The following is an 11,762-nucleotide window of genomic DNA, read 5'->3' as shown; positions in this document are numbered from 1 at the left end:
CCGAAAGCGTCCAGTACGGGACCCCGGAAACGGCCGCTCCCCATCCGCCGTAGGCTGGCTACCGTGCTGCTGCTCGCTCTTGACACCGCCACACCGGCCATCACCGTCGCGCTGTACGACACCGACGGCGACCGCCTCCTCGCGGCCTCCGACCAGACCGACGCCCGCCGCCACGGCGAGCTGCTGCTGCCGTCGGTCGACCGGGTGCTGCGCGATGCCGGCCGTCCGCTGCGGGACGTCGACCGGGTCGTCGTCGGTACGGGCCCCGGTCCGTACACCGGGCTGCGGGTCGGGCTGGCCACCGCCGAGTCCTTCGGCGCCGCGCTGGGGATTCCGGTGCTCGGGATGTGCACGCTCGACGGCATCGCGTACGCCTCCGGCCTGGAGGTCCCGTTCGTCGTCGCGACGGACGCCCGCCGCAAGGAGGTCTACTGGGCGCGGTACTCCGACGCCCGTACCCGCGTCGGCGACCCCGCGGTGGACCGCCCCGGCGAGCTGCGCGCGGAGATCACGGCGCTGCCCGCCGTCGGCGCGGGCGCGCGGCTGTACGAGGAGGTTTTCACGGGGCTGCGTACCGACCTCCCCCTCGACCAGTCGGCCGCGGCGCTCGCGTGCCTCGCCGCCGAGCGGCTCGCCAAGGGCCAGGAATTCCCGCCGCCGCGGCCCCTCTACCTCCGCCGCCCCGACGCCCGTGTCCCCGCCAACTACAAGGTGGTCACGCCGAGGTGACCCGTACCGCCGCGGAGGACCGCCCCCGGCGGAGCGCCGACGTGGTGCTCCGCGAAATGCGCTGGTGGGACATCGAGCGCGTGCTCGGCCTCGAACACGTCCTCTTCCCCGAGGACGCCTGGACAGCGGGCCTCTTCTGGTCGGAGCTGGCGCACGCCCGGGGGCCCGGCGCCACCCGCCGCTATCTGGTCGCCGAGACGCCGGGACCCGGTGAAGAGGAGCACACCCTCGTCGGATACGGGGGCCTCGCCGCCGTCGGCGGCACCGGCGACATCCAGACCATCGGAGTCCTCCCCGCCCACCGCGGCACCGGCCTCGGCGCCCGGCTGATGGGTGAACTCCTCGCCGCGGCCGACGCGTTCGGCTGCCACGAGGTGATGCTGGAGGTCCGCGTGGACAACGCACCCGCACAACGTCTCTACGAGCGCTTCGGCTTCACCAGGATCGGCCTCCGGCGCGGCTACTACCAGCCCGGCAACGTCGACGCCCTCGTCATGCGCCTGGAGACCCCCGCCCCCTCCGCGAACTCTTCCCAAGGAACGAAGACCCATGGCTGACGAACCCCTCGTCCTCGGCATCGAGACCTCCTGCGACGAGACCGGCGTCGGCATCGTCCGCGGCCACACCCTGCTCGCCGACGCCATCGCCTCCAGCGTGGACGAGCACGCGCGCTTCGGCGGCGTCGTGCCCGAGATCGCCAGCCGTGCCCACCTGGAGGCGATGGTCCCCACCATCGAACGCGCCCTGCGCGAGGCCCGCGTCTCCGCCTCCGACCTCGACGCCGTCGCCGTCACCGCCGGGCCCGGGCTCGCGGGCGCGCTCCTCGTCGGCGTCAGCGCGGCGAAGGCGTACGCGTACGCGCTCGGCAAACCCCTCTACGGCGTCAACCACCTCGCCTCCCACATCTGCGTCGACCAGCTCGAACACGGCGCCCTGCCCGAGCCGACCATGGCGCTGCTCGTCTCCGGCGGACACTCCTCACTGTTGCTCGCCCCCGACATCACCGCGGACGTACGCCCGCTCGGTTCGACCATCGACGACGCGGCGGGGGAGGCCTTCGACAAGGTGGCCCGCGTGCTCGACCTGGGCTTCCCGGGCGGCCCCGTCATCGACCGGTACGCGCGCGAGGGCGACCCGGAGGCCATCGCCTTCCCGCGGGGGCTGACCGGGCCGCGCGACGCCCCCTACGACTTCTCCTTCTCCGGCCTGAAGACGGCCGTCGCCCGCTGGATCGAGGCCAGGCGGATCGCGGGCGAGGAGGTGCCCGTACGGGACGTCAGCGCGTCCTTCCAGGAGGCGGTCACCGACGTGCTCACGCGCAAGGCCGTCCGGGCCTGCCAGGACGAGGGCGTGGAGCATCTCATGATCGGCGGCGGCGTCGCCGCCAACTCGCGGCTGCGCGCGATGGCGGAGGAACGCTGCGCCCGCGCGGGCATCGAGCTGCGCGTGCCCCGTCCCAAGCTGTGCACGGACAACGGGGCGATGGTCGCGGCGCTCGGCGCCGAGATGGTCGCGCGGCGCCGCGCCACGTCCGACTGGGGCCTTCCCGCGGACTCCTCGCTGCCCGTCACCGAACCGCACCTGCCCGGCCGGGCGGACTCGCACTCCCACGGCCACAGCCACGGCCACTCCCACGATCACGTGCACGAACTCAGCCGGGAGAACCTCTACTCATGACCGTCGCGCTGATGTGGGAGGCCAAGGCTGCCGGCGGCCGCGGCGGCGAGCTGCTCACCTGGGCACGTGACCAGGAGCTGGCGGGAGCACCACAGCGCCGCGAGACGTACACGGCTCCCGGCGACCGCGTCCTCGTCATCACCTGGTGGTCCGCCGGGCTCTCCGCGAAGCTTCCCGAACTCCCCGATCCCCCCGAGGAGTTGACGGCCCGGCCCGTGCACCGCTGGCGCTTCGAGCAGGTCTGAGCGTACGGATCCGGCCGTACGCGGACAGCGGAACAGCAGCGGAACTGCAGCGGGACAGCGGCCGGGAAGAGGAGCGAACGGCTAGGCGCCCGCCGGTCCTTCGAGCGGCTGCCCCAGAAGCACCGTGGGCGCTCCCGCCACCCGCGTGAGGAACACCGTGCAGATGCCCGGCCCTTCGAGCTTGAGCTTCTTGCGCAGCTCCGCGGGCTCCACGGCCGAGCCCCGCTTCTTGATGGTGGCCGTGCCGACGCCGCGCTCGCGCAGCAGCGCACGCAGCCGCTTCAGCTGGAAGGGCAGCACATCGGTGATCTCATAACCCGTCGCGTACGGGGTGAAGTGCGCCTCGTCGCACGTCACATAGGCGATCGTCGGGTCGATGAGCCGGCCGTCCAGCTCCGCGGCCACCTCCGCAACGAGGTGCGCGCGTACGACCGCGCCGTCCGGCTCGTACAGATAGCGGCCGACCGGACCGGCGGGCGGATCGGCCAGCCCGCGCGACGAGAGTGAACGCGGGCCCGGCAGCAGGGTCGCCCGTACGGGGGAACTCTCCGCCGTGCCGGCCGCTCCGCTCCCCGCCCCGAACCAGAGCACGGCTTCCTTCACATCCCCCGCGTCCGAGATCCACTCCGCCTCGGCGTCGTACGGAACGGCCTCGTGCGGAATGCCCGGCGCGACCTTCAGCGCCGCATGCGAGACGCGCCGGGCCACTTCGACCGCCCACGACAGCGGTGGCGAGTACGCCTCGGGGTCGAAGATCCGGCCCTTGCCGCCACGGCGCGCCGGGTCCACGAACACGGCGTCGCAGCCGGAGACATCGGCGTCGCCCACGTCCTGGCAACGGACCTCGATGCGGTCGGCCAGCCCCAGCGCCGCCGCGTTCGCCCGTACGACGTCGCACGTCAACGGGTCGCTGTCGACGGCCAGTACGCGCATTCCGGTGCGCGCCAGCGCGATCGCGTCACCGCCGATGCCGCAGCACAGATCCGCCAGTACCGGCACGCCCGCCGCGGAGAAGCGCTCCGCCCGGTACGCGGCGACGCTCGTGCGCGTCGACTGCTCCAGGCCGTTCGGCGTGAAGTACATCCGTGCCGCGTCGTCCGCGCCGAACTTCGCCGCCGCCCGCTGCCGCAGCCGGGCCTGGGCGAGGGCGGCCGAGACCAGTTCGGGTGCGTGCGTACGGCGCAGACGCGTCGCCACGGCCAGCTCGCGGTCCGGGTCGTACTCCTCCAACGACTCCAGCAGCGCCTGTCCTTCATCGCCGAGCAGCCCGGCGAACGCCTCACGGTCCACCCCCGCATTCTCCCGTCCCGGCGGCGAACGGGCAGCCCCGGGTCGCGGGTACGAGGCTCGCACGCCTGGCACTCGTGTTGACGGAGTGCTAACCGCGGCATAATGTCGACCCTGGCACTCTCCCATTGCGAGTGCCAGACATCAGCGACAGGAAGATCCGGCACCCGCGACGACGGATCTGCCAGGTCGCCACCCCAGACATAAGACCCCGTTATGAGATCTCCGAAGGGGGAGGTCGGATCGTGACGACCGCCAGCAAGGTTGCCATCAAGCCGCTTGAGGACCGCATCGTGGTCCAGCCGCTCGACGCTGAAGAGACCACGGCCTCAGGCCTGGTCATCCCGGACACCGCCAAGGAGAAGCCCCAGGAGGGCACGGTCCTGGCTGTCGGCCCGGGCCGCTTCGAGGACGGCAACCGGCTGCCGCTCGACGTGAGCGTCGGCGACATCGTGCTGTACAGCAAGTACGGCGGCACCGAGGTGAAGTACAGCGGCGAGGAGTACCTCGTCCTCTCGGCTCGCGACGTTCTCGCGATCGTCGAGAAGTAAGTCACCGAAGCCGGAAGACACTTCTGATCCGCGCCCCGGTCCCTCCCGCATCGCATACGAGATGTACCGGGGGCCGGGGCGCGGTTCGTTCGAGAGGACTCAACAGCTCCCATGGCGAAGATCCTGAAGTTCGACGAGGACGCCCGCCGCGCCCTCGAGCGCGGCGTCGACAAGCTGGCCGACACCGTGAAGGTGACGATCGGCCCCAAGGGCCGCAACGTCGTCATCGACAAGAAGTTCGGCGCACCCACCATCACCAACGACGGCGTCACCATCGCCCGTGAGGTCGAGGTCGAGGACGCCTACGAGAACCTCGGCGCGCAGCTGGTGAAGGAGGTGGCGACCAAGACCAACGACATCGCGGGCGACGGCACCACCACCGCCACCGTGCTCGCCCAGGCCCTGGTCCGCGAAGGCCTGCGCAACGTGGCGGCGGGCGCTTCACCCGCCGCCCTGAAGAAGGGCATCGACGCCGCGGTCAAGGCCGTCTCCGACGACCTGATCGCCAACGCCCGCCCCATCGACTCCAAGGAGGACATCGCCTCCGTCGCCGGTCTGTCCGCCCAGGACAAGCAGGTCGGCGAGCTGATCGCCGAGGCGATGGACAAGGTCGGCAAGGACGGTGTCATCACCGTCGAGGAGTCCCAGACCTTCGGCCTGGAGCTCGACTTCACCGAGGGCATGGCCTTCGACAAGGGCTACCTGTCGCCGTACATGGTCAGCGACCAGGAGCGTATGGAGGCCGTCCTCGACGACCCGTACATCCTGATCCACCAGGGCAAGATCAGCTCCATCCAGGACCTGCTGCCGCTGCTGGAGAAGATCATGCAGGCGGGCGGCTCCAAGCCCCTGCTGATCATCGCCGAGGACGTCGAGGGCGAGGCGCTCTCCACCCTCGTCGTGAACAAGATCCGCGGCACGTTCAACGCCGTCGCCGTCAAGGCGCCCGGCTTCGGCGACCGCCGCAAGGCGATGCTCGGCGACATGGCGACGCTCACGGGCGCCACCGTGATCGCGGAGGAGGTCGGCCTCAAGCTCGACCAGGCCGGTCTGGACGTGCTCGGCACCGCCCGCCGCGTCACCGTCACCAAGGACGACACGACGATCGTCGACGGTGCCGGCAAGCGTGAGGACGTCGAAGCCCGCGTCGCCCAGATCAAGGGCGAGATCGAGGCCACCGACTCCGACTGGGACCGCGAGAAGCTCCAGGAGCGCCTCGCCAAGCTGGCCGGCGGCGTCTGCGTCATCCGCGTGGGTGCCGCGACCGAGGTCGAGCTCAAGGAGAAGAAGCACCGCCTGGAGGACGCGATCTCCGCGACCCGTGCGGCGGTCGAGGAGGGCATCGTCGCCGGCGGCGGCGCCAGCCTCGTGCACTCCGCGAAGGTCCTGGAGGACTCGCTCGGCAAGAAGGACGACGAGGCGACCGGCGTCGCCGTCGTGCGCCGCGCCGTCGTCGAGCCGCTGCGCTGGATCGCCGAGAACGCGGGCCTCGAGGGTTACGTCATCACCTCGAAGGTCGCCGAACTCGACCGCAACCAGGGCTTCAACGCGGCCACCGGCGACTACGGCGACCTGATCAAGGCCGGCGTCATCGACCCGGTCAAGGTCACGCGCTCCGCGCTCGAGAACGCGGCGTCGATCGCGTCGCTGCTGCTGACGACCGAGACCCTGGTCGTCGAGAAGCCGGAGGAGGAAGAGCCGGCAGCGGGTGGCCACGGCCACGGCCACTCGCACTGACGCCGACGCGTCGGGCAACCGAACCGAGGCCCGGCACCCCTCACTTGGGGGTGCCGGGCCTCTGGTTCGTGCGCTTCGGGTCCGTTTCTGGTACCGAGGCGCACGCCCCCGGCCCCACACGCGCCGGCGGCGCAACACGCACCCAGCAGAGGGCTAACGCGGGCCGAACCGCCGCCCCGTCGTCGAGGACGCCTTCGACAGCAGCTCCCTGGGAAGGAGCCTCGCCGCCCCCATGAGCGTCTTGTAACGCGCGTCCGGGATCGAGATGTTCCGGCCCCGGACCAGGTCCTTCATCGCCGCGGCCACCACCGCGTCCGCGTCCAGCCACATCCACCGCGGAACGCTGCCCGCGTCCATCCCGGCCCGCTCGTGGAACTCCGTACGTACGAAGCCGGGGCACAGCGCCATCAGCCGCACCCCCGACCCCGCCAGGTCCTTCGCCGCGCCCTGCGTGAACTGGACGACCCACGCCTTGCTCGCCCCGTACGTGCCCCGCGGCACGAACGCGGCGACCGAGGCGACGTTCACGACACCCCCGCGCCCCCGCTCCCGCATGCTCGCCGCCCCCGCCGAGGTGAGCCGCAGCACCGCCTCGCAGTGGACCTTGAGCATCGTGAGCTCGTCCTTGAGGGGGACGTCGAGGTAAGTGCCCTTGTTGCCGAACCCCGCGTTGTTGATCAGCAGATCCACGGGATGCTCCCGGTCTCCCAGCCGGTCCTCCACGGCCGAGATGCCCTTCTCCGTGGCCAGGTCGGCCGACAGGACGGACGCCTCGACACCGTGCCGGTCGTGGAGCCGAGTCGCCTGTTCCCACAGGCGGTCCTTGTCGCGGGCGACCAGTACGAGGTGGTGCCCGTCCCGGGCAAGCCGCCGGGCGAAGGCGGCGCCGAGGCCGGAGGTCGCTCCCGTGATCAACGCAGTCGTCATGGGGGCACGTTATCCGCGCTTCAGTCGGCCGTACGCCGCAGGGCCTTGCCCCGCGCCTCCGGGTGCAGCGCGTCGCCGGCCGCGAGGACGCGCGGCAGCAGCTCAGGCTCCCGTGTCAGCGCCCGGAAGAGGAAGCTGACGGTCACCTCGTGTTCCGGGCGGTGGACGATGCCGATGCCGTCGCCAGCGCACACCGCCCCCGGCTGGATGACCCGCAGATACGCGCCGGGCAGGGCCCTGTCGGTGAAGCGCTTGACCCAGCCGCGCTCGTCGAGCCAGCCCGCGAACGTACGGCAGGGAATGCGCGGCGCGGTCACCTCCAGGACCACTTGGTCCCCGATGAGCCAGCGCTCGCCGATACGCGCACCGTTCACATCCAGCCCGCGGGTGGTGAGGTTCTCGCCGAAGGAGCCCGGGTCCAGTTCCCGGCCGAGTTCGTGGGCCCAGCCGTCGAGGTCCTCGCGTGCGTACGCGTACACGGCCTGGTCGTCGCCGCCGTGGTGGCGCATGTCGCCGACGGTGTCCTCGGCGAGGGCGCTTCCGCCGGTGCCCTTCGGTCCTGGCGCGGCGACTTCGACGGGGCCGGAGGCCGGCCGTTTGTCGATGCCGGTCAGGCTCCCCGGTGCGTCGGTGTACGAGGGGGAGCGCAGCGGCTTGGCGAGGTTGACGGACAGAAGGTTCATGAGCGTCAGGCTAAATGGGTGAATCTCCGCGGACGACCGGTTTCAGCGGCGGCGGTGAACGAGGCGGCTGAGGCGGCGAGATGACGCCGACGCCGAGGCCGAAGGGGCAACGACTTCGTGTGAGGCACGGGGTGAACGTTTCTGCTCAGCTCTGGCCGTCGGGCACGGCGACGAGCCTGCTGCGGGCCCGCCCCATGAGCTCCTCGCGCTCGTCCTCCGTGAGTCCCCCCCACACGCCGTACGGCTCACGCACCGCCAAGGCGTGCGCCGCGCACTCCGAGCGGACCGGGCAGCGCATGCAGACCTCCTTCGCGGACGCCTCGCGCGCGCTGCGGGCGGCACCGCGCTCGCCCTCGGGGTGGAAGAAGAGAGAGCTGTCGACTCCGCGACAGGCGGCGAGCAGCTGCCAGTCCCACAGGTCTGCGTTGGGGCCCGGGAGGCGGGAGAAGTCTGCCATTGCGTGTCCTCTCGTCGGCGTACTTGAGGCTCGCTCTCGCTCCGTCCATTTATAGACAAATATGACTCATTGCGAACCTAGCCGAAAGAAAGCGAGAAGCAGCACTAAGTCTGCTAAATAGGGCAAAAGGTAAAAGACGCCACTCGGGGAAACCCTTCAGTGCGATGCGGCAGATCTGTGTACGCGCGATCACGTAGAGTGCTGATGGCGGTGGCCGAAACCCGTAACTCTTTTGGGTGACCGTCGTTGAGTGTGCGGAGGCGGTTGGCGGAATGATCTCGGGCACTGTTGTCCGAGGGTGTCAATCGCACAGGTGACGATTCGTAACAGCCTGGAGGCTCAAGGTGACGCGCATCAGCTGCGGAGGGCGGTCATGACATCCGTCCTCGTCTGCGACGATTCCCCGCTTGCCCGAGAGGCGCTCCGCCGCGCGGTCGCGACCGTGCCCGGCGTCGAGCGTGTGACGACGGCGGCCAACGGCGAGGAAGTCCTCCGCCGCTGGGGTGCCGACCGGTCCGACCTCATCCTCATGGATGTCCGCATGCCCGGTCTCGGTGGTGTGGAGACCGTGCGGCGGCTGCTGTCGGCCGACCCCGGCGCCCGCATCATCATGCTGACGGTGGCCGAGGATCTCGACGGAGTGGCACTGGCCGTGGCCGCGGGCGCCCGCGGCTACCTGCACAAGGACGCCTCGCGCGCGGAGCTGCGGGCCACGGTCACGCAGGCGCTGGCCGACCCGACGTGGCGGCTCGCACCCCGTCGGCTGCGTTCGGCCGAGATGGGGGCCGCCCCGACGCTCACCGCCCGTGAGATCCAGGTTCTGGAGGGCATGAGCCACGGCCGGTCCAACGCCGAGATCGGCCGGGAGCTGTTCCTCTCCGAGGACACGGTGAAGACCCACGCCCGGCGCCTGTTCAAGAAGCTCGGCGCCTCGGACCGCGCTCACGCCGTGGCTCTCGGCTTCCGCTGGGGTCTCGTTCGATAGATAGCTCACGTTCGCTCATGGCCCGCCCGTCCCCGCCTGCGAAGTTCCGCCACCCGCGGTCTTCGGGGCCGGCCCAGGGGGAAGGGCGGGGCGGCGTAAGCGGCCCAGGAATCCCGCCAGTGCCGCATGCTTGTTGTATGGAGTTCCTCGGGGACCGTTCGGTCAGGCGTGAGGGGAGGGCGCGGGAGATGAGGGCCAGTGCCCCTGCTCATAACGCTTCGGTGCACAACCAAGGGCGCGGTGCGACGGAACGCGGGGCTCAGGTGCACCATGGACCGATGCGCAACGACGGGCACGACGACACTGCGGTCGTGAGCGCACTCGTACGACGCGCCAGGGAGGGCGACGAGCAGGCCACGCACGACCTCCTCGCCCACGTCCATCCGCTGGCGCTGCGCTACTGCCGCAGGCGGCTGACCCGACTGCCGGGCGACGCAAGGCACTTCGTGGACGACCTCGCACAGGAGGTCTGCATCGCGGTGCTCTGCGCACTGCCGCGCTACCGCGACACCGGGAAACCCTTCGAGGCCTTCGTCGTGGCCATCGCCCAGCACAAGGTCGCCGATCTGCAGCGAGCTGCCATGCGCGGTCCCGGCAGTACGGCGGTGCCCTCCGACGAGATGCCCGAGCAGCCGGACGATTCGCTTGGCCCGGAGGAGCGCGCGCTGCTCAGCAGCGACGCGGCATGGGCCAAGAAGCTGCTTGCGAATCTGCCGCAGCATCAGCGCGAGCTGGTGCTGCTGCGGGTCGCCGTCGGGCTCACCGCGGAGGAGACCGGCGAGATGCTCGGGATGTCGCCCGGGGCGGTACGTGTCGCCCAGCACAGGGCGCTGAGCAGGCTGAGGGCACTGGCGCAGCAGTAGTTCCGGGCCGTTTAGCATGGACTTTCACCCCGGGCAAGCATTGGAAAGGTGTCATGACAGCGAACGACGGAGTCGGAACCGAAGCCGGAGTACCTGCGAAGTTCGCCATGCTCGGGCTGACGTTCGACGACGTGCTGTTGCTGCCCGGTGAGTCCGACATGGCTCCCGGTGAGATCGACACCGGCTCGCGGATCTCCCGCAACGTCCGCGTGAACGTACCGCTGCTGTCGGCGGCGATGGACAAGGTCACCGAGTCCAGGATGGCCATCGCGATGGCCCGTCAGGGCGGCGTCGGCGTGCTGCACCGCAATCTGTCGATCGAGGACCAGGCGGCCCAGGTCGACAGGGTCAAGCGTTCCGAGTCGGGCATGGTCGCCGACCCGATCACGATCCGTCCGGACGCGACGCTGGGCGACGCCGACGTGCTGTGCGGCCGCTTCCGCATCAGCGGGGTGCCCGTCACCGACGAGGCAGGCAAGCTGCTCGGCATCGTCACCAACCGTGACATGGCCTTCGAGTCCGACCGTGACCGGCCCGTGCGCGAGCTGATGACGCCGATGCCGCTGGTCACCGGCAAGGTCGGCATCTCGCGGAACGACGCGATGGAGCTGCTGCGCCGTCACAAGATCGAGAAGCTGCCGCTGGTCGACGACGCCGGCGTCATCAAGGGGCTCATCACCGTCAAGGACTTCGTGAAGGCGGAGCAGTATCCGCTGGCCGCGAAGGACCCGGAGGGCAGGCTCGTCGTGGGTGCGGCGGTCGGTGTCGCCGGGGACGCGTACGAGCGGGCGCAGGCGCTGATCGAAGCGGGCGTGGACTTCGTCGTGGTGGACACCGCGCACGGTCACTCGCGGCTCGTCGGCGACATGGTCGCCAAGATCAAATCGAACTCGCCGGTCGACGTCGTCGGCGGCAACGTCGCCACCCGTCAAGGTGCGCAGACGCTGATCGACGCCGGTGCCGACGGCATCAAGGTCGGTGTCGGGCCGGGCTCCATCTGCACGACGCGCGTCGTCGCGGGCATCGGGGTGCCGCAGGTGACGGCGATCCACGAGGCTTCGCTCGCCGCGCAGGAGGCCGGGGTCCCGGTCATCGGCGACGGCGGTCTGCAGTACAGCGGCGACATCGCGAAGGCCCTGGTGGCGGGCGCCGATACGGTCATGCTCGGCTCGCTCCTCGCCGGCTGCGAGGAGTCGCCCGGCGAGCTGCTGTTCATCAACGGCAAGCAGTTCAAGTCCTACCGTGGCATGGGCTCGCTGGGCGCGATGCAGTCGCGGGGCGAGCAGAAGTCGTACTCGAAGGACCGCTACTTCCAGGAGGAGGTCGGCGGCGACGACAAGCTCATCCCCGAGGGCGTCGAGGGACAGGTGCCCTACCGGGGGCCGCTCGGGGCCGTGGTGCACCAGCTGGTCGGCGGTCTCAAGCAGTCGATGTTCTACGTCGGCGGGCGCAGCGTCCCGGAGATGAAGGCGAACGGCCGGTTCGTACGCATCACTTCGGCCGGGCTGAAGGAGAGCCACCCGCACGACGTCCAGATGACGACCGAGGCGCCGAACTACTCACGACGCTGAGCCCGGCACCCACCGGGCCGCAGGGCGCCGCGTGTCGGTGATACTGGAGC

The 11,762-nt window shown here is 70.6% G+C and carries 13 protein-coding genes; 9 read left to right on the top strand and 4 right to left on the bottom strand.

The window, feature by feature from the left end:
* Positions 1 to 63: 63 nt before the first annotated feature.
* The 4 genes from tsaB to ACSMXX_RS11640 are packed head-to-tail and all read left to right on the top strand — an operon-like array spanning position 64 to position 2,651.
* Positions 64 to 729: a tRNA (adenosine(37)-N6)-threonylcarbamoyltransferase complex dimerization subunit type 1 TsaB gene (gene tsaB / locus ACSMXX_RS11655; RefSeq protein ID WP_473183966.1), complete on the top strand. Its 666-nt coding sequence runs from the start codon at positions 64 to 66 to the stop codon at positions 727 to 729.
* Positions 730 to 785: 56 nt separating this feature from the next.
* Positions 786 to 1,286, top strand: a complete 501-nt coding sequence (gene rimI / locus ACSMXX_RS11650) for a ribosomal protein S18-alanine N-acetyltransferase (RefSeq protein WP_473184744.1) — start codon at positions 786 to 788, stop codon at positions 1,284 to 1,286.
* Positions 1,279 to 2,406, top strand: a complete 1,128-nt coding sequence (gene tsaD / locus ACSMXX_RS11645; protein WP_473183965.1) for a tRNA (adenosine(37)-N6)-threonylcarbamoyltransferase complex transferase subunit TsaD — start codon at positions 1,279 to 1,281, stop codon at positions 2,404 to 2,406. The genes rimI and tsaD overlap by 8 nt, the downstream gene beginning before the upstream one ends.
* Entirely contained in the window at positions 2,403 to 2,651 is a 249-nt protein-coding gene (locus tag ACSMXX_RS11640) for a hypothetical protein (RefSeq protein WP_473183964.1), read from the top strand. Before tsaD ends, ACSMXX_RS11640 begins: the two co-directional genes overlap by 4 nt.
* 81 nt (positions 2,652 to 2,732) lie before the next feature.
* Here the strand turns inward: ACSMXX_RS11640 and ACSMXX_RS11635 are convergent, their stop codons facing one another.
* The gene (locus tag ACSMXX_RS11635; RefSeq protein WP_473183963.1) at positions 2,733 to 4,013 is read right to left on the bottom strand and encodes a class I SAM-dependent methyltransferase; all 1,281 of its coding nucleotides are present in this window, start codon (positions 4,011 to 4,013) and stop codon (positions 2,733 to 2,735) included.
* Between the two features lie 167 nt (positions 4,014 to 4,180).
* Between ACSMXX_RS11635 and groES the strand changes: the two genes are divergently transcribed.
* Positions 4,181 to 4,489, top strand: coding sequence for a co-chaperone GroES (gene groES / locus ACSMXX_RS11630; RefSeq protein WP_028433901.1), 309 nt, complete (start codon positions 4,181 to 4,183; stop codon positions 4,487 to 4,489).
* 111 nt (positions 4,490 to 4,600) lie between these two features.
* Positions 4,601 to 6,226, top strand: coding sequence for a chaperonin GroEL (groL, locus tag ACSMXX_RS11625; RefSeq protein WP_473183962.1), 1,626 nt, complete (start codon positions 4,601 to 4,603; stop codon positions 6,224 to 6,226).
* Between the two features lie 153 nt (positions 6,227 to 6,379).
* Here groL and ACSMXX_RS11620 read toward each other — a convergent pair whose 3' ends face one another.
* The 3 genes from ACSMXX_RS11620 to ACSMXX_RS11610 form a co-directional block, all read right to left on the bottom strand.
* Complete coding sequence (locus tag ACSMXX_RS11620) at positions 6,380 to 7,153, bottom strand: SDR family NAD(P)-dependent oxidoreductase (RefSeq protein WP_473183961.1); 774 nt, start codon at positions 7,151 to 7,153, stop codon at positions 6,380 to 6,382.
* 20 nt (positions 7,154 to 7,173) lie between these two features.
* Complete coding sequence (locus ACSMXX_RS11615) at positions 7,174 to 7,836, bottom strand: MOSC domain-containing protein (RefSeq protein WP_473183960.1); 663 nt, start codon at positions 7,834 to 7,836, stop codon at positions 7,174 to 7,176.
* A gap of 145 nt (positions 7,837 to 7,981) precedes the next feature.
* On the bottom strand, positions 7,982 to 8,293 hold the full coding sequence (locus tag ACSMXX_RS11610; protein ID WP_070016534.1) for a WhiB family transcriptional regulator: 312 nt from the start codon (positions 8,291 to 8,293) through the stop codon (positions 7,982 to 7,984).
* A gap of 373 nt (positions 8,294 to 8,666) precedes the next feature.
* Between ACSMXX_RS11610 and ACSMXX_RS11605 the strand changes: the two genes are divergently transcribed.
* The 3 genes from ACSMXX_RS11605 (at position 8,667) to guaB (ending at position 11,712) form a co-directional block, all read left to right on the top strand.
* Entirely contained in the window at positions 8,667 to 9,278 is a 612-nt protein-coding gene (locus tag ACSMXX_RS11605) for a response regulator transcription factor (protein WP_003948568.1), read from the top strand.
* A 278-nt stretch (positions 9,279 to 9,556) separates the two neighbouring features.
* The gene (locus ACSMXX_RS11600; RefSeq protein ID WP_473183959.1) at positions 9,557 to 10,141 is read left to right on the top strand and encodes a sigma-70 family RNA polymerase sigma factor; all 585 of its coding nucleotides are present in this window, start codon (positions 9,557 to 9,559) and stop codon (positions 10,139 to 10,141) included.
* A gap of 53 nt (positions 10,142 to 10,194) precedes the next feature.
* Positions 10,195 to 11,712 (top strand): IMP dehydrogenase, encoded by a 1,518-nt coding sequence (guaB, locus tag ACSMXX_RS11595; RefSeq protein WP_473183958.1) that lies wholly within the window; start codon positions 10,195 to 10,197, stop codon positions 11,710 to 11,712.
* Positions 11,713 to 11,762: the final 50 nt, after the last annotated feature.

The organism is Streptomyces sp. DSM 116795, assembly GCF_055792905.1.
The sequence above is the reverse complement of the archived record's forward strand: the minus strand, read 5'-3'. Positions and strand labels throughout refer to the sequence as shown.

Coding starts and splice junctions, on each gene's coding strand:
- rimI (WP_473184744.1), top strand. CDS start 786: ATGCGCTGGTGGGACATCGAGCGCGTGCTCGGCCTCGAACACGTCCTC.
- tsaD (WP_473183965.1), top strand. CDS start 1,279: ATGGCTGACGAACCCCTCGTCCTCGGCATCGAGACCTCCTGCGACGAG.
- ACSMXX_RS11640 (WP_473183964.1), top strand. CDS start 2,403: ATGACCGTCGCGCTGATGTGGGAGGCCAAGGCTGCCGGCGGCCGCGGC.
- groL (WP_473183962.1), top strand. CDS start 4,601: ATGGCGAAGATCCTGAAGTTCGACGAGGACGCCCGCCGCGCCCTCGAG.
- ACSMXX_RS11620 (WP_473183961.1), bottom strand. CDS start 7,153: ATGACGACTGCGTTGATCACGGGAGCGACCTCCGGCCTCGGCGCCGCC.
- ACSMXX_RS11615 (WP_473183960.1), bottom strand. CDS start 7,836: ATGAACCTTCTGTCCGTCAACCTCGCCAAGCCGCTGCGCTCCCCCTCG.
- ACSMXX_RS11610 (WP_070016534.1), bottom strand. CDS start 8,293: ATGGCAGACTTCTCCCGCCTCCCGGGCCCCAACGCAGACCTGTGGGAC.
- ACSMXX_RS11605 (WP_003948568.1), top strand. CDS start 8,667: ATGACATCCGTCCTCGTCTGCGACGATTCCCCGCTTGCCCGAGAGGCG.
- ACSMXX_RS11600 (WP_473183959.1), top strand. CDS start 9,557: ATGCGCAACGACGGGCACGACGACACTGCGGTCGTGAGCGCACTCGTA.
- guaB (WP_473183958.1), top strand. CDS start 10,195: ATGACAGCGAACGACGGAGTCGGAACCGAAGCCGGAGTACCTGCGAAG.